This is a genomic window from Bacteroides sp. FSHCM14E1, assembly GCF_019633785.1.
In the GTDB taxonomy this organism is placed as follows: Bacteria; Bacteroidota; Bacteroidia; order Bacteroidales; family Bacteroidaceae; genus Bacteroides; species Bacteroides hominis.
Genome location: NZ_JADKYL010000001.1, coordinates 143,853 through 167,871 on the forward strand (window position 1 = coordinate 143,853; position 24,019 = coordinate 167,871).

The following is a 24,019-nucleotide window of genomic DNA, read 5'->3' on the forward strand; positions in this document are numbered from 1 at the left end:
TTTTGTTACTTTTAATGTTTCAAATAATGTTTTTTTATTCTCTTAATTTATTTTTGTGATTATTTGTCTGTTATATTCTTCTCCCGCATCGGCTACTTGGCTTCCATTCAGGGCCTCGTTCACATATTTGCGTTCGAGTTTCACTTTGCGTCGCGCGCCCATACGCCACCATTCATATTCCACATCCACGTGCCCGATGTCGATAGCTTGGTATCCCGCTTTGAACAAATCGTAGGCCAATACTGTAGCTGTGGGGCCCAATGCGATCAGGAAGAGCACGTTTTTGTTTTGTTTGCATGCTTCTGCCCGGATGCGATTTATAGAGTTGAAAGCGTTACAGGGCGGGCATAAAATCCGGTGGATGCTCTGTGCATTGTCAAAGAGGTCGTTGCCCACCCCTAAACGGCTTTTTTCGCCTTCGATAAATATGATGTCTCTGCCTTCCCAAATGCCTTTCATGTCATGGAACCATTTCCCGCATTCTCTTTTCGATTTAAAATCCATATAAGGACGTGTGACAAATGTATTATAATAGGTTCGTCCGGGAAGTAATAGCCGGTCCCACCACGGGCCGTAGATAAAGAAGTGAGTGCGCCAGAATCTTCGCGCTTTCCGGTTGTAGCGTTCCAAATGCTGAAAAACATCGGATATGCATACTAAATGTTTATCATTATCGCTGGTCAACACCTCTTTGAGCCGCTGGGCCAGTTGGGGATTACCTTCTTGGAAACCAATTCTTTTGTGGGCGTTGGTCAATAACATTTCTCCGTCACCAAAGCGGCTGACGGAGCATCGGTCTTGTATTATTTTCCGGATCGTTTCATCTATTGATGCCACTTGAGGGATAATCTTTTGCCGTCTGCGGAGAACTATATACCAAAAGTTATACCACTCCACCGTACTGCCATATTTCAATTTATGGTATATCCGGGTTATAAGCTGCGTTATGTTCATGATAGTAGTTTTTTAAAGAGTTCGTCCCATTGTTGCATGATTGTATCCAGATGAAATTTTCGTATGCTTTGTTGTGCCTGTTTTCCCATCTGCTGTCGTTGAGCTTCATGCTCTATCAGGTAGATGATTTTTTCGGCCAGGGATTCGATGTTGCCGTTTTCGGCCAGCAATCCGTCTTTTCCGTCTGTAATGATGTCGCGTGGACCGCATGGGCAGGCAAATGCTACCGGAGGGATTCCACATGCCATAGCTTCTGTTATGACCATGCCAAACCCTTCATAACGTGATGAAAGTATGAAAATAGAACTTCGGCGCATTTCTGTTGCTATGTCATTGGTAATGCCGTTCAGATGGCATGTTTTTTCTATATCCAGTTTCCGGGCTTGTTCTTGATAAGCAGCTCGGTCGCCTGCGCCAAATATCTCCAGTTCCCAGTCCGGATGTTTACGGCTGACGATCTGCCATGCAGGCAGCAGTATGTCGAATCCTTTTTGGTAGGTGTATCGCCCGACGGCAATAGCCCGGTGTGCCGTCCCTTCGGCTGTATGCTCTACTTTAAAAGAGATCGGGTTGTATATGCGAATGACATTGTCCAGTTCCGGCCACATCTCTTTATCTTCATCTGTCAACACGACAAAACGGTCCAGCTTACGCAGTTTATTAATCAGTTGCCCGATCCATAATTCTGATAATTTCCGGCGGACGAAGTGTGGAAGGAACTTTTGGTGTTCCAGGCTGCGGTAATTATGCCGGCTGAAGTGGAATTCGCCGATTTTCAGGCTACCGTCTTTGATGGAAGTTAAGAAATTAATCTCTCGCCGCAAAACGGAAATTGTAATATCCGGACGGATTTGCATCAATGCCTCAGTCAACCGTTTCTTATAGATTCTTTGCAGTTGGCTGTATTTCCACAATCGCTGCCACAGATACTTGGCGGTTGTGTATATGTGATTGAAATTGAGGTCCAGATGGATGATGTGGACTTTCTCTGATAAAGGATAATAAGGAGGCAGTTCTTTATTTTCAGTCTGGATGACGTATATGTCATATCCCAAAACGTCGGCCAGATAGTTCATTTTTAATGTAAGTACCCTCTCCATGCCACTTGCGACAGTGAGTTCGGGGATACAGTAGGCTATTTTTATGGGTTGTTTCATAGTTCCTCGATTACATGTTTCATTTGCACTTCCCACGAAAGTTTATTCCGGATGGAGGCTCGTATGTCAGCCGGTCGGATCTCTTTTGCCGAATGGTAGAATCGGACCACTTGTCCGATGTCTACCGGAGATTCGTCTGCCGATATCTTCAGGATGTAGGGCATCGATTCGAAGTCCGCATCTGTTTCTGAATAGATGAAAGGGATACCTCTGGCAGCGTACTCGCGATTTTTCAGTGACCGCAGGTCTGTGATTCCGCTTCGATGGCGCCCCAGGCTGCCTATTCCTATTTGACATTGGTCGAATACCCGGTTCAGAGGTTCTCCGAACAAGGGGCCATGGAAGATAACGTTTTGTTCTATTGCCCCTTCCTCCACCAGGGCGTGGTATTCGTCGACGACTGCCGGTACGCCCTGACCTACGATGTGTAGCTTGACATCTTCCCGATGCTCGTGCCGGAGGTAGTGTGTCAATCCCCGGATGACACGGTCGAATCCGTGCCACGGGTGTATGGTGGCTACGGCTATCAAGTGCAGTTCGCGGGTAGTGGCAGTGCTCTGTTTGAGGGGAATGAAGTCAAAATCGATTCCATTGGATATTTGTATCGTAGGGCGGCCGAAGATGGTTTTGTGGTCTGAGAAAGTGACAAACTTATCGATTTGCGTGGCCATTAATCCACGTAAGCACTTGTCTGCCATTAATACACGCCGATATGCCCATGGAAGACCTTTGTATTCCTGGTCATAGGGATAGGTGGGTATTTCCATGACAACTTTTACGCCGGCCCGCTTGAGGCGCCACAACATGCAGATCAAAAAAGGAGTTGTATTGTGGTCGCTTCTTACATAAACCAGTTGCATTCCGTTTGTCTTTACATAATGGACGATGCTGTTTAATTCGGTGCGTTTCAGAATTTTTCCCCGGATTCCGTTGCCATAATCCCGGAGGACATGGTTATTTATCATCCGCCGTTTGTGGTCGTGGGCGTCATCCAGCCAACAGGTATCTACTTCCAAGCCACACGCTTTGAGTGCCTTTATCTGGTAACGGATTTTCTTGCTGATCCCGTTTGCCTCTTCGAATCCGTGGAAGATAAGAAACAGTGCTTTCATTGTTTGTTTTGTTTTTAAGATGGGCTTTCACCCCCTGCTTTTACGTTTGTTCAGGATGCCTTTTGCCTTGCCGATGATGTCATATTCACCGGTCAACTGTATGTAGCACCCAAATATACAGAAAAATATAATGCTTTTTACAATCAGGGTCAGAAAAATGTTGCCTCCTTCTGTCAGCAGGCTGAGCGGATAGAGTACGGCTATCAGCAGCACACTGACCGCTAATGGTGATACAAGCTGAACCGCGAAATGCCGCAGGCTGCGGTGCAGTGTCACCCGGTACATCATCCAGTAGCATTGCACAAAGTTGACGGTAAACGTCAGTGTGATGCACGTGGCTACGGCTTGGAGTGTGCCTATCCGGAAAATGCCCAGCAGGATGCCCGCCACGTTGAGTACCGATGAAAACAGGCCGCACACAAACAGGCTTTTCGTATCGCCTGCCGCCTGAAAGATGGACCCGGAGGAGGAGAGGACGATCTGTATGCCTACCGACAGCGTGAGTATCCGGAATATAGGGATGGAGGGCATCCATTGGTCGCCGAACAGGATCAGGGTCACTTCGCCGGCCGTGAAGTACAGCAGCACGCTCAGCGGCAGTCCGATGAAGGCCAGAAAGCGGACAATGCGTTCGTAACCCGATGCCAGGCGTTCAAGGTCGTTCTGGTATTCGCTGAAGATGGGGTGCATCACCGGGGTGATCACCTGTGTGATGTTTTGTAACGGCAGCATCATCAGGCGGTACGATTTTTCATAATAACCCAGGGGAGACATTCCCATGTACTTGCCGATCAGTAGTTTGTCGAGGTTCCGGCTGAAGTAGTTGATGATGTTGAACAGAAACTGGTAGGCAGAGTAGGAGAATATCCGGCGCAACACGTCCAGCCCCAACGTAAGCCTCAGGCGCTGCGGATAGCGTCGTATGGAGACCACGAAAATCAGGATGCCCGACAGGATGGGCCCGATGACCAGCGCATACAATCCGGCTCCGCACAGAGCCGCCACTACGGCTGCCGCACCGGTGGCGATCTGTATGACGAAGCTTCGCAGGGCGATGAATTTGAATTCTTTGTTGCGGTAGAACAGTGCGTTGGGAACGATGGTGGCAGAGGCGAAAAACAGGTTGACGGCCAGCAGCTGGCACAGCGTCCGCAGTATTTCCCGGTCGTAGTAGGCGGCAATGGGCCACGAGGCAGCGGCGAAAAGCAGTGCCAGGCCGATGCCTGTCCAGATGGTGAAAGAAAAGAGTCCGGACAGGTTCTCCCGGGTCAATCCTTTGTGCTGGATGATGGCGGGTGACAGGCCTACGTCGGTGAACAGGTTGAAAAAGGCAATGATCACCGTGGCTATGGCCATCACGCCGAAGTCGTCCGGCGAAATCAGGCGTGCCAATACGCCCGCGACGACGAGTGACACCCCTATGCCGCTGTATTTGGCAAGGGCGGTATAGAATACTCCGGAGAAAAGTTGATGTTTGATAGACGTCATTCTTATGGTGTTTTTGAGTTTGGTTCACCACAGAGGACACAGAGTTTTAATCTTTTATTTATCAAGAAAATTAAGAGAAAGATATTCTCTGTGTCCTCAGTGTCCTCAGTGGTGAAATGGATTCATAACTTTTGTTTTTTTAGCATCAGCACCATCAGTGTCCGTGTGCTGACGTATTGTTTGTAATGCCGCAGGCAGAGCAGGCATAGCTTGAGGCGCTGTCGTAAAGGTAATGTATGGGCTTGCCATACGGCGGCATCGAGCATCTGTCGCAAAAAGAGGGATATGATGTAATGGCATTCTTTGGGATAAGTTGGGATTTTATTCAATAGTTCGTTGGTTACGGTAAGGTATCCCTCCATGTTTTTCCATGTAAATTTTCGGGTCATGATAGAGTCTGTTCTGACACGGCGGTGAAAAAACGCACGGCAGATGAATCCTATGTGTGAAGCATGCAGATAGGCTTGTGCCATGAAAAGTTGATCTTCATGCAATATTCCGGGATAGAATGAAAGCTTTTCAGTGCTGATAAATTCCCGTCGGAATAAGTTGAGGCAGACTGATGACTTAAACTTGTAGGTTTCTAATTGTTGTTCCAATATATCTGTGCCTTTATATGTTTTTTCAGATAGTCCTGAGGTTCTTTTATAATCGAAAGGCTTATTGCCTGTATTGGCTTCACCGCTAAAGGTTTCCGCATCAAAAAAGACGAAGTCGAGAGCCTCTGCTATACATTTGTTATAGCAAAGCTCAAGTGCGTCCGGCTCTAAGAGGTCATCACTATCCATGAAATAAATATATTCTCCGACAGCATATTTGAGGCCTTCGTTGCGTGTGACAGACAATCCTTGATTCGTTTGTCCGTATACCTGGATACGGCTGTCTGTGGCAGCTATCTTGTCTATAACTTCCCGGCTTCCGTCAGTCGACCCATCGTCTATCACGATTATTTCCAAGTCCGTCAATGTCTGCCGGCAAATGCTTTCAAGTGCTTCCTGCACGTAGTTGCAGGTGTTATATACAGGGATAATGACACTCACCTTGGGGTGCCCGTTAGGTTGTTCCATGTTGTTTGTATGAGGTACGGTTCAATAGAGCAAAGATACACAAAAAGATTTAAATAAAGTCTTTTTCTCCTTCAGGAAAAAGGTGAGGCCTGCATGATGATTTCGTTCAGTATCTCCCGGCAACTGATTTTCACTTCCGAGTTTTCTTCTATGAAAGCAATGTAGTAAGCGATGATGTCTGCCAGTTTTTCAGTCGACATGTTTTTGCCGTGCTCCAGTTTGCATAGCAAGCTGCGGCTTATTTCCATCATCTCGGAGGCCTGTGTGGTAGATAAATTCGCTTTTTTTCGTAAGTTAATTAAAAGGGTTCCGATGGATTGGTGTACTATGTTGTTGGTTTTGGCCAACTCTTTTTCTTCGGGCTCTATCAGGAGCCTTTCCGGAGTTTTGTGTTTCTTTTTTGTCATGGTCATTTTAGTATAGTTGTTATGTATTCTGCAAATGTCGAGTATATTTTTTTAATAGTTGTGTCCTGACAGGACACAGATGTGGAAAAATAAAACTTCATCTTTGTAGCACAGGCCGATGGCCTGCAACACGATTCACCACAGAGTAACACAGCGTTCCACAGAGATGGTTTTCTCTTAATATCTTGTAAGCAAGAGGTTAAAAACTCTGTGAGACTCTGTGGTGAATCAAAATCAAAACACAATTATGGAAAGAGAACAATTTTTTATTCTGGAGAAAGATTTTCTTGCCGGACGGCAAGTGGGGGACTTGATACAGTCCTGCGGAATCGAGGGACTGGGGGCCTATATGGTAATCTTGCTTTATCTGCGTCATCAGCCCCGTTACAGGGGATGTTACACGCTCAGCCTGCTGCAACAGTTGGCACGGTGCAATAATGGGACCGTCGAGATGTTCGGGAACGTGATTCTCAATTTCGGGCTTTTCAGTCTGGACGAAGGAGAGGAGCCCGAATTCTACTCCCCGTATTTGGACAGGGTGATGGAGCCTCTCGAGAGAAAACGTGCGAACAGCCGCCGTAACGGATTGAAGGGAGGGCGTCCGGCAAAGAAGGTTCGTCCCGTGCGGACTGCGGACGAAACGTGTGTGCGGCATGGAGCGGAAACGGTTGTGCAGGAGCGCTTGCAACTTGCTGTGAATGAGGAAGAAAAACCCAGAAAAACCTACAATACAATACAGAACAATACAGAACAATACAAAACAGAAACAACAGAAAAGAGTGAGGACGGGGCAGCAGCCCCTGTCACTGCCGCTGCCATTGCCACTGACGAGGAAGATGGTCAGCTTCCGCTTCGTCCCTACACCGGTTGGGAGGCTATGGTGGACGAAATGCAGGCCGATCGCTTCTGGATGGAGATGGTGGGGATGCATTCCGGACTGGGCGAATTGTTTGTAGGCAGGCAGCAAGAGCTGGTCGATCTCTTCAAAGAGCATGTACGCCTCTATGCCAAGGAGGCGGAGATGGTGAACCTGAAGGAAACGAAACGCTATTTTGCCAACTGCCTGGCACAGGGCACGCGGACGTGTGAAATGTTCAGGCAAAAACTATACGCTCGGCAAGCGGTGGTGCGGCAGGCCGATGCTTATCGCTTCGAGACGCTGGTGGAGGGGCGCAGGACGTATCAGGGATATGACATTCCGCCCGAGGCACCTCCACGCCCCGGCGCTACGGCGGTATGGGACGAACGGGCCGGGAGATGGGGGAGGTAGGTAGCCCGGCTCTCGGAGGGTCGCAGCCCGGCTGTCGGAGGTGTGGAGCCCGGCTGTCGGAGGTGTGGAGCCCGGCTGTCCGAAGTGTGGAGCCCGGCTGTCCGGAAAAGGTAGAAATGAATACAATTCACCACAGAGTGACACAGAGTCTCGCAGAGATCATCCGGCTGCGCTCTGTTTCTTTATCAGACAAAAGGACATAAGAACAAATTTTTGAGGCAAAATAGCAAAAAAACGGTAAAGAATCATCTGTTCTTTTGTTCTTATGTCTAAAAAAAACTCTGTGAGACTCTGTGTCACTCTGTGGTGAAATAAAACAAAAAAAAATTATGCGAGACTATAACAACGTCGGCGACGACCATGTAAAAATCGATCTCCGCGGCAAGTCCGGCGGAGTGCTGAAGACCAAGTGCCCGGTGTGCTACGCCACGCGTCACAACAAGGCAGACCGCTCGTTACGGGTAGACCTCAATACAGGGCATTGCCACTGCTATCATTGCGGGTGGGACGTCTATGTGCCCGATCCTGATGATGACTTCCACCGACGCCGCGAAGCCGCCTCCCGCGGGGCCGCCCGGACTGTCCCCGCCCACTTCCGCCGGCCGGTGTTCGATGCTTCGAAGACCACCCTGTCCGCCGATTTTGAGCGTTGGCTGGTGGAACAGCGTTGCATTCCCCAGCACGTCATAGCCGAACTGCGGCTGACCGAGCAGGAAGAGTATATGCCCCAGACCGGGCAGAAGGAACGTTGCCTCTGTTTCAACTATTTTGAAGACGGAAAGCTGGTCAATACCAAGTTCCGTACCTTGCAGAAGCACTTCCGGATGGTGTCCGGTGCCGAGTTGATCCCTTATCACATCGATGCCCTGCGCGGAACGCCGGAGTGCATCTTCACCGAGGGTGAACTGGACGCGGCTTCGTTTATGGCCATCGGGCGGAGGGATGTGGTGTCGGTGCCTTCGGGAGCCAATTCTAACTTGCAATGGATGGACCGTTTTGTGGAGACCCATCTGGAGGACAAACGGCTGATTTACATTGCCGTGGATACGGACGAGGCAGGATTGGGGTTGCGCGCCGAACTGCTGCGCCGCCTGGGAGTGGAGCGTTGCCGGGTGGTCGTCTACGGGCCGGGTTGCAAAGATGCCAACGAGCACCTCTGCAAGTACGGTGCCGAGAGCCTGCGCATCGCCTTGGAGCAGGCCGAAGAAGTGCCCATCGAGGGGGTGTTTACGGCTGCCGGCCTGGAAGAAGAGTTGCGTGCGCTCTACGAGCGAGGGTTTACGCCCGGTGTAGAGACGGGGTGGGAGAATTTCGACGCTCTCTGCACGTTCGAGTTGCGGCGATTGATGATCGTCACCGGCAAGCCGGGCGACGGGAAGTCGGAGTGGGTGGACGAGCTGGTGCTCCGCCTCTGCCTGCGCCACCACTGGGATATCGCTTTTTTCAGTCCGGAGAACATCCCCATCGTCTATCATCTGCGCAAGCTGGCCGAGAAGCTGACCGGTTGCCGTTTTCAGCCCGGTTGCGGCATGTCCGAGGGGAAATATCTCTGCGTCAGCCGCTATCTGACAGAGCACGTCTGCCACATCCTGCCCCGGGGAGAGTGCACGCTCGACGCGGTACTCGAGACCGGGCGCCGGCTCGTTGCCCGGCGGGGCATTCGCATTCTGGTGGTCGATCCGTTGAACCGTCTGGAGCACAGCATCCCGCCCGGACAGACAGAGACGCAATATCTTTCGTCGGTGCTCAACCGCTTGTCGGCATTTGCCGTCCGTCATCAGTGTCTGGTCATCCTCGTGGCCCATCCGCGCAAGATGAACCGCCTGCCGGGCAGCGGTTTCACACCCCGTGTGGAGATGTACGACATTAACGGTTCGGCCGACTTTTTCAATAAGGCCGATTTCGGTATCGTTGTCGAACGGGACGACACGATAGGCGTGGCGCGTATTCATGTGGACAAGGTGAAGTTCAAGCATTTGGGAGGCAAGGGAATGGCCTCGTTTGTCTACAATCCGGTCAGCGGGCGTTATCAGCCTTGCGAGGTGGACGACGACGCTTCGGCACCACCTGAGAGGAGGGTGAGGAATACGCTTTTCGACAGCGGGAGCTGGTTGCCGGAGCAGACGCTGCTTATGGGAGAAACTGTTTAGAAACGAATACGATTCACCACAGATTACACGGATTCTCACAGATTAATAATTTATTTTACTGCGAGTTAAATTAAAATATCTGTGTTAATCTGTGTAATCTGTGGTGAACTCAAAAACATTACTATCATGAAACATAAAGACGATGATGAAAAAGAAACTCCGTTCTGCTACCGGAGTTACGGGAAAAGTGAGTTGGCAGCGCTTTATCTGCCCGATATTCTGCCTCAGAGCGCTATGAAATTGTTTAACGAATGGATCGTTTCTTTTCCGGGATTGACGGAGCGTTTGCGTGCTACCGGACTGCGTGTCCGTGCCAAGCGTTACACTCCGGCACAGGTGGTGCTGATTACGGAGGCACTTGGCGAGCCTTGACGGACGGGTGGAGATTTATCGGGACCGCAACCGACGCTGCCGGACGGTGACTGTATCTGCACTGCTGCCGTGCCGTATCTTTGTTTCAGTAACTTAAATGAATAGCTTATGGCAAATGTATCAGTAGTGCGCTGTTCGCGCCACAAAAAAATCAGTGACAAAAATTCACCGACCGTTTATTACATCAAGCAGAAGGCGGGCGACTCCAAGGTGTACGACATTCATCGCATCGCTTCGGAAATAGAGTCTGTCGGAGCACTTTCGGTGGAAGATGTCACCCATGTGATGAAGTCCTTCGTCCGTGCCATGAAAAAGGTACTGACCGATGGTAACCGTGTGAAGGTGGACGGGCTGGGAACGTTCTACATCACCTTGAGTTGTCCCGGAGTAGAAGTGGAAAAAGAGTGTACCGTGAAAAACGTGACCCGGGTAAATCTCCGCTTCAAGGTGGACAATACGCTTCGTCTGGTGAACGACAGCGTCGCCACTACGCGCGGAGGAGAAAATAATGTGGTGCTGGAGCTGGTAAGCGCGCAGGCCGGAGGCAGTGGCGGAGACGGGGGTATTGTGGACGATCCGACGGCGTAAGGAATTCGCCGGTGTGTCATAACTCACCCGTGGTAAACCTAAAAACATCTATCATGAAAACAATTATCGAAAAAGCTTTGGAGTGCCTGATGGGCCTCCTGCCGTTTCTGCGGAAGAAGGATGCGGCAAAAATGAAAGAGTTCAGCCAGTTGGTCACCGGTCAGTACGAGTTCCTGATGGGGCAGCTTGAGAAGATGCTGAAAGATTACTTCGAACTGAGTTCGAAAGTGAAAGAAATGCATGCCGAGGTCATCTCGCTACGCGAAGAACTGCTGGAGGCCTTGTCGCTCAGGTGTCGTCTGAAAGAGTGTGAAAGGAGAGAAGCGATATGAGAAAAATCGATCTGATCGTCATCCATTGCTCCGCTACGCGTGAAGACCGCTGCTTCACGGAGTACGATCTGGATACATGCCATCGCCGTCGGGGATTCAACGGTCCGGGCTATCATTTCTACATCCGTAAGGATGGACGCATCGTCAGTACCCGTCCCATAGAACGTGTCGGAGCGCATGCGCGCGGATTTAATGCCCGTTCCATCGGTATCTGCTATGAAGGCGGACTGGACCGTGAAGGGCATCCCAAGGATACCCGTACACCCGAACAGAAGCATTCGATGCGAGTGCTGGTGCGTACGCTTCTGACGGATTATCCCGGTTGTGAGGTGTGCGGGCATCGCGATCTGAGTACGGACCTGAACGGCAACGGAGAGATAGAGCCGGAGGAATGGATCAAGGCTTGTCCGTGTTTCGAGGTTTCGTTGCGGGAGGTATTTGGTTGACGGTTCACCACAGATTACACGGATTAACACAGATTTACACGGAGTTTTGGCTTCCCGTTTACGGGTATCCCGGAGAAAATAAATCCTCTGTGGAACTCTGTGTTGCTCTGTGGTGAATTACCTAAACTAACCATTAATATGCATGTTTTTCATTTGCGACGGCATGATAGATATCGAGTAGTGCTTCTGCGCTTTTGGTCCATGAAAATAGTTTCACACGTTCAAGCCCATATTCAACTTGCCGCTGATAGAAGACGGGATCTAATTCCAAACGTAATAGCTTTTCGGAAATGTCCGCCGGATTGAAAGGGTCAATCAATATGGCACCCTCACCTGCCACTTCGGGCATGGCGGATGTGTTGCCGGTTAAAATCGGTGTACCGCATGCCATAGCTTCCAGTTGCGGAATACCAAAACTCTCACGTAAAGAAGGGTAAAGAAAAGCAAATGCGCCTGTGTACACAGCTGACAAATCTTGGTTTCGGATATAACCAGGATAACTCAGATAAGGTTTTATCTCTTGTATCTTCTCTGTTTCCAGAATTTCATCTATAATTTCTTCTTTTAGGTCGGCTATCAACAGCGGACGCTTCACGGTAGATTTTTTTAGGTATAGAGAATAGGCTTTCAGTAAGCGGGGGGTATTCTTCTTAGGATCGGTATTGCCCAAGAAGAATAGATAACCGTCGGTTTGAATATAGCGCCGGGTCAGGGAAGGCTGTTTAGGCTGTTGTCTGAAATGTTGGCTATAGCCATTATATACAGGGGTAATTTGTTCCACAGGCAGTTTGAGCGCTTCACGGATACGGTTGCATTCAAAATGGGAAACTGTGATGATCTTTTTGCAGTTGGGTAGGATTCGGGGAACCACAAAGCGCCGATAGTACCATCCCATCTCTTGATACCAGGATTTACTGAATGATTGGCGCTTTTCCAGAAAAATAATGTCGTGCAAAGTAAGCACTAAAGCTACCGGACAATAGAGAGGGGCTGTATTACTGGTGCAGTGCAGCAAATCGGGCTTTATGCGGGCTATGGCACGCGGTAGTGCCACCTGTTCCCAAAGAGGATAAGTGGGACAGTGAAGCTCGATGATGTGTACGTTTGGAGAACTTTGCAAACAGTGATCTTCACCGGGACTGACGAGGATATAATATTCATTTTTATGATCTATTTTTTGCAGTTCGCGAATTGTTTCCAGGGCGACAAAGTCCATTCCATGCTTGTTGGTACGGAAAATACGTTGTGCTTCAATGGCTATTTTCATGGTTCTTTATTTTAGGGGTGGGTTACTCTCCGTGTTTAGTATGTATGAATTTCTTGTTTGCTCCCTTGAGCCGGAATAAGTTGCCGATGGTACTTACTATGAGTGGTGGCAGGCATAACAATGACTTTAATAAAGAGCGGTTCATATACTGTTTGGGTATCGGAACCAGCATGGCGGCCATCTGTGCCAGTGATAGTATCCACCATTTGGGAGCAGATGATATACAGATGATTGTCACTAAAAAAGTGATGCTGAAAACTGCCGCCAATTGCAATAGACGCGGAGGGAGCAACCACTGAATGACCTTGTCTATAAGATCGGGATTGCGCAGTTCGTGAGCTATCCCCTCTTTTTGTAAATATTGTATGGCTAAGCGTAAAATGTCGAATTGAGTAATCATCCAGCGTTTACGTTGCTTCTTTATGCTGTCTTTTTTTTGATTTTTTTCGTCATAGACAGGTATGTGTGGCAGATAAGTGATGTGGATCCTGTTTTGTATGAGCAATAATTCAAGTTCTTTATCTTCTCCTACAGTCTTTAGACTGGGCACAGCTTTCTTGAACCAGTCATATTCGAAAGCCATGCCGGAACCCGATAAACTGGCTGATAGTCCGAGATGATTATGTCCGCTACGGAAGATCCCGTTGTTGATCTCTTCGCTTACAGCATCAAGTCGGGCGATGGCTGTATCCAGTTTTTTGCCTGTCCGGTGAGCTTGCATGGCCTTTACTCCTGCACTATAGGCAAGATTCACTTCAGATAGGAAATTGGCTGTTGTCACGTTATCGGCATCCATTATGACGGCGATGTCATATATGGGTAAGGCCGTTTTAACGGCTATATTCAAAGCTTTCGCTTTTGTGCTGTTTGTGTAATCGGCTATTAGCACTTTGGCTAAAAGCCGGTTCAATGCATCGTTTGTAGTATCCTGCATGTGGTCGGAGATGACGTATACATCGTACATCTCTTTGGGGTAGTCCTGTTCAAGGAAAGAACGTACGGAGTCGACGATGACTTTGTCTTCCTGGTAGGCGGGAAAGAAGACGGCAATGCGGTGCAGTCGGCCCGCTTCCGGATAGTTGGGGGAACGATAAAATTTTGACGCGATGGCATATACCAGCAGGTAGCTGACGCAGAGTGCCAGCAGGATGAATAAAATCCAGTCGATCAAGGTTAGTATCATAAGTCTGATATTGGGTTATTGTTTAAACATTTATGCGGACGATTCAGCACAGCGTCCAGAAATCCTTCACTCCGCGCCAGACGGCCCCTGCTAACTTGGGCTGTCCTTTCAGGGCGAAGCGCAGGCTGTCTTTGGGAGCTACTACCAGCATCTGGTAAACGATGGACAGGCAGCGCTCCATTCCCGACAGGTTGCGCCAGGCGTAAAGCATTCGGTTTCGCATCATGTAAAAAGCGCGAAGGGGGCTCTGCCTGCCGGTGCTTTGGCTCTCTTTATGGAAAACGGTGCAGCGCGGTTCGTACCAAAGCTGATAGCCGGCGCGCGTCATGCTGGTACACCAGTCCAGCTCTTCATAATAGAGGAAATAAATCTCCGGCATCAGTCCGGCTTTCCAGATGACCTCCCGTTTCAGCATCAGCGCGGCTCCATGAAGGTAGGCGCTGGGGCGGGGCGTGCTGAAAGTTGCATCGTCCGGACATCCCATACCCAAAGCCTTGTTGCGCATCGTATAGGGGCTCAACTTGGTGTAGCCGGCAAACTGGATGTTTTGCGGTGGGAAGGCGAAGCGGATCTTGGGCGAAACTGCTCCGATGCGGGGACTGCTCTCCAACCGTTCTATCAGGGCGGGCAGCCCGTCTTCGGTCAGGTAAGTGTCATTGTTGATCAGGAACAGGTATTGTCCTTGCGCTATCTGTATCCCGAGATTGTTGCCTCCCGAGAATCCGAGGTTCTTCTCGCTGCGGAGGGTACGCACAAAGGGGTATCGTTCCTGTATCATCCGGGCTTCATCTTGCCGGGACGCGTTGTCCACCACAATGATTTCGTAACTGACGGAGTGTATGGTAGCGCGTAGCGACTCTATCAACTCACAAGTGTCATTCAAGCCGTTGTAGCAGATGGTGATAAAAGAGATGATAGGAGATGTTTGTTTCATTTATGTAACGGTTTTGAGTATTATTCACCACAGATTACACGGATTCTCACAGATTAATAATTTATTTTACTGAGAGTTAAATTAAAATATCTGTGTTAATCTGTGTAATCTGTGGTAAATCGTATTCATTTCTATTTCAATTATTAATAAAATTCTTCTTGCTCTGTCTTATTTTTCTTCTTTTTCAGTTCCTCTTCTTCTTTCTGCATCACGGGATCGATATAAGGACCCGCTATGCAAAGGGCGAAACCGGTATAAACGATAATGGAGTTGGGATATTGCATCACATCATTTACATAGGCGGCAACGAAGAAACCGGCAGCCATACAAAGCCAGGCGGCCAACAAGCCTCTCAAGCGCTTGTTCATCACCTTAAACATCAATAGCCAGGAACACCAGGCAAAGAGTACTCCATGAACAAGCAGATAGAGCACCAGTCCTATGATTCCCGTTTCTACCCACACGCCTACCAACCACGAGTCGGGCGGGTAGTGCATCAGTTCCCGGGGCTGAAAGCGTTCTCCTTTCGACAGGCCAAGCCCGTAACCAATGGGTTTTACTGCCATCAATGCTTTCATGTTGTTCTTATTCTTAACCCTCACTTGATAGGAGGCGTCTTTGCTGGGACGGAAGGCAGAGCGCATCTTGCGGACATACTGGTTGCTGTCTCCGATGTTGGTGAAATAAAAGAATGAAAAAATAGCAACCAGTGAAACGGCTCCAAACACAAATCCTTTCCAGTTTTTAGAGATTAAAACATACAGCAGGATTCCTCCCAACGGTACACCTACGGCTGCCCGGGTACCCGAGATGCCAATGCAATAAAGAGCGCAAAGGGTGATGACACCGAAGTATATCTTCATCCACTTTTTACGGACGAAGAAGGCAGACATGCCGAATGTGGTGGCGGCCATGGCTGCGTGGACTCCATAGTTAGCCGCATCGGAAAAGCAGGAGAAATAGCGGATGCCGGACCAGATGAAGTGGGTGCGGTGCCCTCCCAGTACATAAAGAAAATAGAGTTCCCGTTCGTTGAAGCCGTGATTTTTTTGCCAGTAACCTTTCAGGGTGGCTATTAAAACGAAAACGGACCAGATCAGCAGCAGAGCTTCTATCCCCTTATAATTACGGATGGTCAGGGGCACTAAGAATGCGCAAAGCAACGGGTAGAAAAAGTATTGGGGGATGGCTATGTTCCATGCTTCCTGCACGTGATTGGAGTTGCCTATTTCGAACAGGCAATAGAGCCCCCATATCAGGATAAGCCCTGCCATTAGGTTTCTCCCCCGTTTCCAGTCTGTACTCCGGCTGCTGCATCTGCCTAAAGCAATCACACCCAATACGGTCACAATCGGAAGAGTGGCCAGTCCCATCTTGACGGATATGAACATCCCCATCAACATCAGTATCAACTGGGAGGCAAACAAAAGATAAAAAACGGGCTCGGATGTATCCGGATCCCGTTCTTTATAGATTTCTTCATCATTCGTCATCATCGTCATCCTGGAGATTGTCGTTGGAGGTTTTCTTGCTGCGGAGGCGGTATAGAGACCTTTCTGTCAATGCGAGTTGAGAGATCCGATACATCTGTTTGCGCATCCAGGTATATGGCGGAAGCATACCGGTGTAAGTCTCTACTTCGTACTTCGGCGCGCGGTTGAGGTAGAAATATGGAGGCTTTCCTATCTGTAACCTGAGCTTTTGGAGTAATACCTTGTCAGTCGCTTTCCAACCAAGGATAGCCGAAGCAACCAATAAGTTCAATTGAGCTTCTTGCAACAAGGGTGTCGGTATGTTTATTTGCTTCAGATTGCGGTATTCCACAATCACGATTTCTTCGGACTGAGGCGTATAGATTTCTTTCAGGCTTTGGGATAGTATGAAACCGGGTGAGCCGGAGTCGAAATCAATCCCGTCGGTCAGCAGTCGTACTTTCAGGCCAAGCGATTCCCAATAGTTCTTAAGGCGCTCTGCCAAATAGGACTTGCCACTGCCTTCTTCGGTACTGAGAAGATTGAGAATAAAAGGAAGCCCTTCTGCTCGTCCGGTGAAGAAACGTTGAATAGCGGTGCCCATATAACGGGTGGCCGCATCCTCACATTGTTTGTTGACGGGGCCGGGCTTCATGGGAGCAGGATAGGAGCCCAGTACAATGCCGCCTGTCAGCTTGCGCGTACGGGGCGTGTCACGCAGAGTGCGGTCAATCAGTTCTATCAACAGGAATACTGCCACTAAAAAGATAAAGGCTCCGGCACATGCCATCGCTACAATTTTCCGTCCTCCTACAGATTCCTGATTGATCGGATAGGCAGGCGGATTGAGCACCTTCAGGATGGCGGCGGTCATCTCCAGGTTCTTTTTGCGCAATAAAGCGTCGTTATAACTTTTTAAGTTGGTCAGGTAGCTCTGTTCGGTAAAGTTGATGACGCGTTCTTTGCGCTTAATGGTGGTGCCTACCGGAGCGAAGTGAGTGTATTTCGCATTCAGGTCGTTACGGCTTTTTTGTACGATTTTCAGTTCGGCTTTCGCTTTTTCAAAAAGCAGCAGTTGGTCGAGCCACTGTTCCACGATGGTGTTTCGGGCAACTCCCTCTTTGGAATGTTGTCCGTTCACGTATCGGCTGGCAATGCTTGACAATTCTTTCCGATTTTGCGCTAAGCGGTCTTTGTAGGCTTGGAGCTTGGTTCCGGTGCTGTCACTTGGCGATGAAATCGTTTCCATCTCAGTGATTTTTCCGGTTAAATTGCTCGTCTGCTTTAGTTTATCCACTAACTGTACGTTATGGATCAGTTGTTTAGAGTTTGCGTCCATCTGTCTCTCGAGCTCCATAAGCATCGCTTTCGAACTGTTGTAAGCAAACTCTACATCTTGTTCGCGTAATTCAAATTCTTTATTGATGGCAGCTATCTCTTTGGTCTCGTCATAATAGTTGATGATCCGGTTGTCTATGTTATATTGGGTCAGATTGTCTTCCTGTCCGGCAAGTTCCTTGCCGATGCGTTTCAATTCTCCCGCAAAGTATTCAATCACTTTATCGGTGCCGCCGTAACGGAGTGCCTGATATTCGTTGACAAATTCCTTCATCAGGATGTCAATCGTATTATAGGCAATGCCCGGATCGCCGGACTGATAGCTGGTCTTGATTAAATCACTGTTTCCCTTACGTTCTACTTTGATCCTCTTCAGGGCTTGATAACTGTAAAATACATGCTGAAAATAAAACAATCCGTAAATGTAATTTTCTTTGTCCGGACGTTCATATTTCATGAAGTTCTCCATGGTCTTGTCTTCGCTGTTCCGATCGATCAAGGCAACCAGTGCTTTACCATCCTTACTGTTCTTCATGTGATTGTAAGTATAATTATAGCTGGAGGCGGTGATTCCTTCGTTGTCTTTATCCGGCCTTCCTTTTACCAGGACGCGTGAGAAGAGACGCAGGGAGACACGCTTCAGGGTACTTTCCGATTGCAGGATATTGATCAGGTTGTCCATTGAGTTTTGAGCCAACGCCCAGTCTACTTTAGTCGTTTCTTCGATGCCATAGCCCGATACAACCCCTGTATAAAGGGTGGATTCCACATTGTAGCCTCCCTGCATCCGTCCTATACGGAAATATACAAAAGCCGTAATAAGGGTGGTACCCAACAGGATCCACCATTTCACACGATAGAGAGAGCGGAGCAGATAAAATACATAGTCCATAATGTATGATTGTTTATTTTCTTAAAATAGGTGTACGGGTGATGACTTCCAGAATCATCAGGCTCTTGGTTACTTCAAACTTACTTTTTTCGAAAGCTTCTAATGCGGTGGATTGTCTTTGCTTTTCGACAGATAAATCTCCTGTGTCAATGATGTTGTTTACGAAATTCTTCTCGGCTACATCATACTGCATAGTTGCCAATTCCAAGGCTTCCGCCCGCAGTTTTAATACATTGAGTTGAGAGGTTGCGGTTGCGTACATTTCGATGATTTCCCGCTTCATCTCTTCAAACTTTACTTCCCGTTCCAAGGCAGCAGCTTTTACATTCAGTTTTTGGCGTTTAACGCGAGGAGACAGATCGAATAATTCGTCAAAGGGGATACTGACTGCACCGCCTATTGTATACATGGTTTGTTTGGATGTATTGTAGTTGTACATAATGGGGGTGGAAACATCGGTAAACGTATTATCTACTCCGACTTTTCCCCACTGATAACTACCCCGGGCACTGAAGAACTTCAGGAACGCGCGTCTTTCCTTGGCCAGCAGTTTGCGCTCTATCTGCTCTTTTACACCGGCCAGTTCATAGATCGGTCCTCCTTTGGCATTTTCGAACAGAAGGTCGAGTGGGGGGAGGGAAATATTAGTATAGTCTTCCGTAGTCAGTTTAGAGTAATCGCTGGTTTCCTGCGCATATACAAGAGAAGCTGCACCAAATAAGAGTAGGGGTATACTAATGAATATGAATAGGATTCTTTTCATAAACGGGTATATTTATTTGTATATATTGTCTGTATGCTTGTGAAATCTGTGCAAAGATAAGACAAATCTGCAACTAATGCCCTAAATATACCCCTTTTTTTTATAAATATAGCATTGAATTTGAATATAATTTATTTAAAATGCTTCGGTCATGTTGAAATAGAACAGGTTTTGTTTGTTCACCATGTTGCGTCCCAGGTCGAGACGGACGTTCATACGGGGCTGTACTTCTATGCGGAGACCCACGCCCATGTTGGGCAGAACACCCTCTATTTTTCCCGGATTGGGACCCATAAATCCGCATCCTGCCCATGCCACATAGCCTACATGGCTGAGCATGCGTTTCACCCAGTTGCCCTTGTCCGTATTGATCATCTGGCGATATTCGGCCATGACGACGTGTGACGATTTATCGCGGTATTGCCCCATATAATATCCCCGAAGGTCGAACGGAGTGCCGCTTAGCGCGTATTTATTGAGCGGAACGTCGCCAAATACGTTTTTACTTTGGGCGGTCCATGCAAGCACACCGCGTTTGCGCAACGTTTTGTACTGGCGGTAGTCTATCTCCAAACGGTAGAAGTTGTTGTCGCTTCCCAGGAATTTTTGGTACATCATGCCTCGGAAGTCGAGATACATGCCGCGATAGGCATTGGCAGGTACGTCGCGTGTATCATAAGTCAGCAGGAAACCGACACCTGAACTGAAGTTCTTGTAGCCTTTCTCTGTGCCGCCGGCCGCTTTATAAGAGGGTTGGTCGACAAGGTATTTGGCCGGATCGTACATGTGGTCATAATTGAGGTCGACTTGCGGACCGGCAAAGAAGTTGCTTTCGCCCAGGCGGAACAGGAACCAGGGGTTGATCTGCAATCCGCTGTAGCGGTACTGGCTGGTGGTGTCGCTGCGCACATAATCCTTATTGGTACTGTAACCGATGCCGTAAAAGTTTTCCTGTGTGTTTTTATAACTGAACTGTCCGAAAATACGGAAACGGTCGCCCTTAAAGAAAAGTTGCGGCTTGGAGAACAGGTTGAGTCCGCCATTGAACATCAGGGCAATGGCTACGGGCACTACAGAGCGCTGCTGGGTGGTGTCGCTGGGATTCATCCGGAAGGTCATCAACCCGCTGCCGCCAATCAGCAGACCGAAATCGGGAGTGTAGCTGGGCCCTCCGAGAATATTGTAGTGAAGGTTACGGCGGGCCACCCGCTGACGTCGTAGTTCGCGCTTGGATAGGGCGGGAATGCTGTCTTGCTTTGTCGTGTCAGTGCTGAGCGTAGTGCCTTCTTCTTGAGCCACAGTGAATGTGGCGGGCATGATCGCCATCAATATACCTATTATATATTTTTTCATTGCTTTGTACGAATATGGGTGCAAAGGAAACTATTTTATTTGGATTAGTTTTCATTCGAATAGATAATAAATCTAAATACTGTGACAAAAAATCCGGAAAAGGATGCTATTTTTGCAAAGAAAAAGGAGAAGGCTCCTTTATTAACCAAATTACTTTACCACATGAATAAACGAATATTATCTGTTTTTGTTCTGAGTGCCGCATTCTTAAGTGTGTATGCACAGCAGGACAAGGGAGGTATCAGCTCTGAAATGCTGAACCGGATTAAACAAAACTACCAGGGCACGACAACCGACAAGGCCATCCGTAACGCGATCGGTAACAACGATATCCGTAAGCTGGCTCTGAATCAGGACAACCTGAAGGGAATGGATACCTATTTTTCTATTAAAGTAGACTCAAAAGGAATTACAGACCAGAAATCGTCCGGTCGTTGCTGGCTGTTCACCGGCCTGAATGTGATGCGCGCCAAAGCCATCGCCCGGTACGGACTCGGATCGTTTGAGTTTTCTCAGAATTACAACTTCTTCTGGGATCAACTGGAGAAAGCGAATCTTTTCCTGCAAGGTGTCATCGACACCCGTGAGAAGCCGATGGACGACAAAATGGTGGAGTGGCTGTTCCGTAATCCGCTGAGTGACGGAGGTACGTTTACAGGTGTAGCCGACATCGTTTCTAAATATGGTCTGGTGCCCAAAGAGGTGATGCCTGAGACGAACAGCAGCGAGAATACATCACGCATGGCTGGGCTGATTGCTGAAAAATTGCGTGAATTTGGTCTGCAACTGCGTGATCAGGCTGCAAAGGGAGACAAACTGCCTGCGCTTGAAAATAGCAAAACGGAAATGCTGGGCACCGTATACCGCATGCTGGTGCTGAATCTGGGGGTTCCGCCTACGGAGTTTACCTGGACGCGTAAAGATGAAAAAGGAAATCCGGTGGAGACTGCACAATACACACCGATGTCGTTCCTCGAAAAATACGGCGACAAGAATCTGCTGGACAATTACGTGATGCTGATGAACGATCCGAGCCGTGAATATTATAAGTGTTATGAAATCGACTTTGACCGTCACCGTTATGACGGACGCAACTGGACGTATGTTAACCTGCCGGCCGATGAAATCAAGGAGATGGCCATCGCTTCGCTGAAAGATAGTACGATGATGTATTTTTCGTGTGATGTAGGTAAATTCTTGAACTCGGAACGCGGATTGCTGGATGTGAACAACTATGACTATGCTTCGTTGATGGGTACCACTTTCGGTATGGATAAGAAACAGCGTGTGCAGACATTTGCCAGTGGATCGAGCCATGCCATGACTCTGATGGCGGTAGACATTAAGGATGGCAAACCGGTGAAATGGATGGTGGAAAACAGTTGGGGAGCTGCCAATGGCTATCAGGGACACTTGATTATGACGGATCAGTGGTTCAACGAATATATGTTCCGCCTGGTGGTAGAAAAGAAATTCGCAACTCCCAAAGTGTTGGAAGTTCTGAAGCAGAAACCTGTTCGTTTGCCTGCTTGGGACCCGATGTTTGCTCCGGAAGAGTGAAAGGAACGCTGACCGATGAACTCTGAATGATAAACGGTCAACAGGTTTGTGCCATAAGGTAGGTATTGCCTTCATTCTCCCCCGGTTTATAAGGGGAGCGTCCTTTGGGGGGAGAGGAGATTGAATACATATCTTTATATATCGATTGAAGGGTTCAAAACGATCGACGCTAAATAAAAAAGGGTGTAGCTGTCCTCCGCGGATGGCTACACCCTTTTGCTGTTGGGGCTACGCCCTTTCATCCATAGGGCTACACCCTTTTACAACTAAGGCTACACCCTTCTTTCCGGATGGCTATGTCCCCCCATAATTTATACTTTCCGACATCCCCTGTTCGTCGTCAATAATTCATTCAGCATAGCCTGTTCCTCGTTCTTTGTTGACCGTTCATCAGTGATAATTTTAGCCTTTTTAGTGTCTTTGTGATCGTTAACGATGCTAATTAAAGAAATATCTCCTTAATTCCTTTCACATTTCCTCTTTATTCACATTATTATTTATTACTTTTGCGGGCAAATTATGAAACCATTATTTTATATAATCACATGGCAAATGTAATAAAGTTACGTAAAGGCCTTGACATCAACCTGAAAGGAAAAGCTGCTGAAGAGCTCTCAACGGTGAAAGAACCGGGATTCTACGCACTCGTACCCGATGATTTCCCAGGAGTGACTCCGAAGGTGGTGGTGAAAGAACAGGAATATGTGATGGCCGGGGGACCCTTGTTTATCGACAAGAACCATCCTGAAGTTAAATTTGTTTCGCCCGTTAGCGGCGTTGTAACAAGCGTGGAGCGCGGTGCACGCCGTAAGGTGCTGAACATCGTGGTTGAAGCCGCTGCTGAGCAGGATTACGAAGAATTCGGCAAGAAGGACGTATCCAAACTCGACGGTGAGGCTGTGAAAGCTGCACTCTTGGAAGCTGGTATGTTTGCATTTATGAGACAGCGTCCGTATGACGTGATTGCCGATCCGACAGTCGCTCCGCGGGCTATTTTCATTTCTGCTTTCGACAGCAACCCGCTGGCACCCGATTTTGAGTTCGCTCTGAAAGGGGAAGAAGCTAATTTCCAGACTGGACTGGATGCCCTGGCTAAGATCGCCAAGACGTATCTCGGTATTAGCAGCAAACAAAAAACGACAGCCTTGACACAGGCTAAAAATGTCACGGTAACCGTATTTGACGGACCGAACCCTGCCGGAAATGTAGGGGTGCAAATCAATCATGTAGCTCCTGTGGTGAAAGGTGAAACCGTGTGGACCATCGGCGCAGAAGCTGTAATTTTCATCGGACGTCTGTTCAATTCCGGACGGGTGGATCTGACACGCACTGTAGCCGTTACAGGCTCTGAAGTCCTGAAACCGGCTTATTGCAAACTGAAAGTAGGTGCATTGTTGACCAATGTGTTTGCCGGAAACGTGACAAAAGATAAGGAGTTGCGTTACATCAGCGGTAATGTGCTGACAGGCAAGCAGGTGAAACCAAACGGATTCCTCGGTGCTTTCGACAGTCAGTTGACCGTGATTCCCGAAGGCGACGACATCCACGAAATGCTGGGATGGATCATGCCCCGTTTCAATCAGTTCAGCGTCAACCGCTCGTATTTCAGCTGGTTGATGGGGAATAAGAAGGAGTATGTGCTCGATGCCCGTATCAAGGGAGGCGAACGCCACATGATTATGTCCGGCGAATACGACAAAGTATTCCCGATGGACATTCTGCCTGAATTCCTGATCAAAGCAATCATTGCCGGGGACATCGACCGCATGGAAGCTCTGGGTATCTACGAAGTGGCGCCCGAAGACTTTGCTTTGTGCGAATTTGTCGACTCTTCGAAACTGGAATTGCAACGCATCGTTCGTGCCGGACTCGATATGCTTCGTGCTGAAATGATGTAATTCATAACACATAATT

21 protein-coding genes are annotated in these 24,019 nt (G+C 48.4%); 8 read left to right on the forward strand and 13 right to left on the reverse strand.

Going from position 1 to position 24,019, the window contains the following annotated elements:
- Positions 1–42: 42 nt before the first annotated feature.
- The 6 genes from ISX59_RS00595 to ISX59_RS21090 form a co-directional block, all read right to left on the reverse strand.
- Entirely contained in the window at positions 43–954 is a 912-nt protein-coding gene (locus ISX59_RS00595; RefSeq protein ID WP_005776893.1) for an SP_1767 family glycosyltransferase, read from the reverse strand.
- A complete protein-coding gene (locus ISX59_RS00600; RefSeq protein ID WP_032536121.1) occupies positions 951–2,111 on the reverse strand; it encodes a glycosyltransferase family 4 protein in 1,161 nt (386 codons plus the stop codon). The genes ISX59_RS00595 and ISX59_RS00600 overlap by 4 nt, the downstream gene beginning before the upstream one ends.
- Positions 2,108–3,223, reverse strand: a complete 1,116-nt coding sequence (locus ISX59_RS00605; protein WP_032530882.1) for a glycosyltransferase — start codon at positions 3,221–3,223, stop codon at positions 2,108–2,110. The genes ISX59_RS00600 and ISX59_RS00605 overlap by 4 nt, the downstream gene beginning before the upstream one ends.
- Positions 3,224–3,250: 27 nt before the next feature.
- A complete protein-coding gene (locus ISX59_RS00610; protein WP_005776896.1) occupies positions 3,251–4,711 on the reverse strand; it encodes a lipopolysaccharide biosynthesis protein in 1,461 nt (486 codons plus the stop codon).
- A gap of 122 nt (positions 4,712–4,833) precedes the next feature.
- Positions 4,834–5,778 (reverse strand): glycosyltransferase, encoded by a 945-nt coding sequence (locus tag ISX59_RS00615; protein WP_193684535.1) that lies wholly within the window; start codon positions 5,776–5,778, stop codon positions 4,834–4,836.
- A gap of 71 nt (positions 5,779–5,849) precedes the next feature.
- Positions 5,850–6,185: a helix-turn-helix domain-containing protein gene (locus ISX59_RS21090; RefSeq protein WP_005805322.1), complete on the reverse strand. Its 336-nt coding sequence runs from the start codon at positions 6,183–6,185 to the stop codon at positions 5,850–5,852.
- 247 nt (positions 6,186–6,432) lie between these two features.
- On the opposite strand from ISX59_RS21090, the gene ISX59_RS00630 reads away from it, so the two are divergent.
- From ISX59_RS00630 to ISX59_RS00655, 6 genes are all read left to right on the forward strand, one after another.
- A complete protein-coding gene (locus tag ISX59_RS00630; protein WP_122330516.1) occupies positions 6,433–7,455 on the forward strand; it encodes a DUF4373 domain-containing protein in 1,023 nt (340 codons plus the stop codon).
- 329 nt (positions 7,456–7,784) lie between these two features.
- Positions 7,785–9,605, forward strand: a complete 1,821-nt coding sequence (locus ISX59_RS00635) for a bifunctional DNA primase/helicase (protein WP_032542404.1) — start codon at positions 7,785–7,787, stop codon at positions 9,603–9,605.
- Positions 9,606–9,731: 126 nt separating this feature from the next.
- Positions 9,732–9,977, forward strand: a complete 246-nt coding sequence (locus ISX59_RS00640; RefSeq protein WP_005776901.1) for a DUF4248 domain-containing protein — start codon at positions 9,732–9,734, stop codon at positions 9,975–9,977.
- Positions 9,978–10,085: 108 nt separating this feature from the next.
- Positions 10,086–10,565 (forward strand): HU family DNA-binding protein, encoded by a 480-nt coding sequence (locus tag ISX59_RS00645; RefSeq protein ID WP_005805332.1) that lies wholly within the window; start codon positions 10,086–10,088, stop codon positions 10,563–10,565.
- Positions 10,566–10,618: 53 nt separating this feature from the next.
- Positions 10,619–10,897: a hypothetical protein gene (locus ISX59_RS00650; protein ID WP_005805336.1), complete on the forward strand. Its 279-nt coding sequence runs from the start codon at positions 10,619–10,621 to the stop codon at positions 10,895–10,897.
- A complete protein-coding gene (locus tag ISX59_RS00655) occupies positions 10,894–11,343 on the forward strand; it encodes an N-acetylmuramoyl-L-alanine amidase (RefSeq protein ID WP_005776967.1) in 450 nt (149 codons plus the stop codon). Before ISX59_RS00650 ends, ISX59_RS00655 begins: the two co-directional genes overlap by 4 nt.
- 133 nt (positions 11,344–11,476) lie before the next feature.
- Here ISX59_RS00655 and ISX59_RS00660 read toward each other — a convergent pair whose 3' ends face one another.
- From ISX59_RS00660 to ISX59_RS00690, 7 genes are all read right to left on the reverse strand, one after another.
- A complete protein-coding gene (locus ISX59_RS00660; RefSeq protein WP_032530875.1) occupies positions 11,477–12,610 on the reverse strand; it encodes a glycosyltransferase family 1 protein in 1,134 nt (377 codons plus the stop codon).
- Positions 12,611–12,632: 22 nt separating this feature from the next.
- Entirely contained in the window at positions 12,633–13,793 is a 1,161-nt protein-coding gene (locus ISX59_RS00665; RefSeq protein ID WP_220575540.1) for a glycosyltransferase family 2 protein, read from the reverse strand.
- 43 nt (positions 13,794–13,836) lie between these two features.
- Positions 13,837–14,727: a glycosyltransferase family 2 protein gene (locus ISX59_RS00670; protein WP_165014590.1), complete on the reverse strand. Its 891-nt coding sequence runs from the start codon at positions 14,725–14,727 to the stop codon at positions 13,837–13,839.
- A gap of 143 nt (positions 14,728–14,870) precedes the next feature.
- On the reverse strand, positions 14,871–16,220 hold the full coding sequence (locus ISX59_RS00675; protein WP_005776972.1) for an O-antigen ligase: 1,350 nt from the start codon (positions 16,218–16,220) through the stop codon (positions 14,871–14,873).
- Positions 16,210–18,429, reverse strand: a complete 2,220-nt coding sequence (locus tag ISX59_RS00680; protein WP_005805354.1) for a hypothetical protein — start codon at positions 18,427–18,429, stop codon at positions 16,210–16,212. The genes ISX59_RS00675 and ISX59_RS00680 overlap by 11 nt, the downstream gene beginning before the upstream one ends.
- 13 nt (positions 18,430–18,442) lie before the next feature.
- Positions 18,443–19,192, reverse strand: a complete 750-nt coding sequence (locus ISX59_RS00685) for a TolC family protein (RefSeq protein ID WP_005805356.1) — start codon at positions 19,190–19,192, stop codon at positions 18,443–18,445.
- Between the two features lie 135 nt (positions 19,193–19,327).
- Complete coding sequence (locus tag ISX59_RS00690) at positions 19,328–20,545, reverse strand: BamA/TamA family outer membrane protein (protein ID WP_032537960.1); 1,218 nt, start codon at positions 20,543–20,545, stop codon at positions 19,328–19,330.
- Between the two features lie 162 nt (positions 20,546–20,707).
- Here ISX59_RS00690 and ISX59_RS00695 point away from each other — a divergent pair, with 162 nt between their 5' ends.
- Both ISX59_RS00695 and ISX59_RS00700 read left to right on the forward strand, forming a co-directional pair.
- The gene (locus tag ISX59_RS00695; protein WP_122296491.1) at positions 20,708–22,105 is read left to right on the forward strand and encodes a C1 family peptidase; all 1,398 of its coding nucleotides are present in this window, start codon (positions 20,708–20,710) and stop codon (positions 22,103–22,105) included.
- A 545-nt stretch (positions 22,106–22,650) separates the two neighbouring features.
- Positions 22,651–24,003, forward strand: coding sequence for a Na(+)-translocating NADH-quinone reductase subunit A (locus ISX59_RS00700; protein ID WP_005776985.1), 1,353 nt, complete (start codon positions 22,651–22,653; stop codon positions 24,001–24,003).
- The last annotated feature ends 16 nt before the right edge of the window (positions 24,004–24,019 follow it).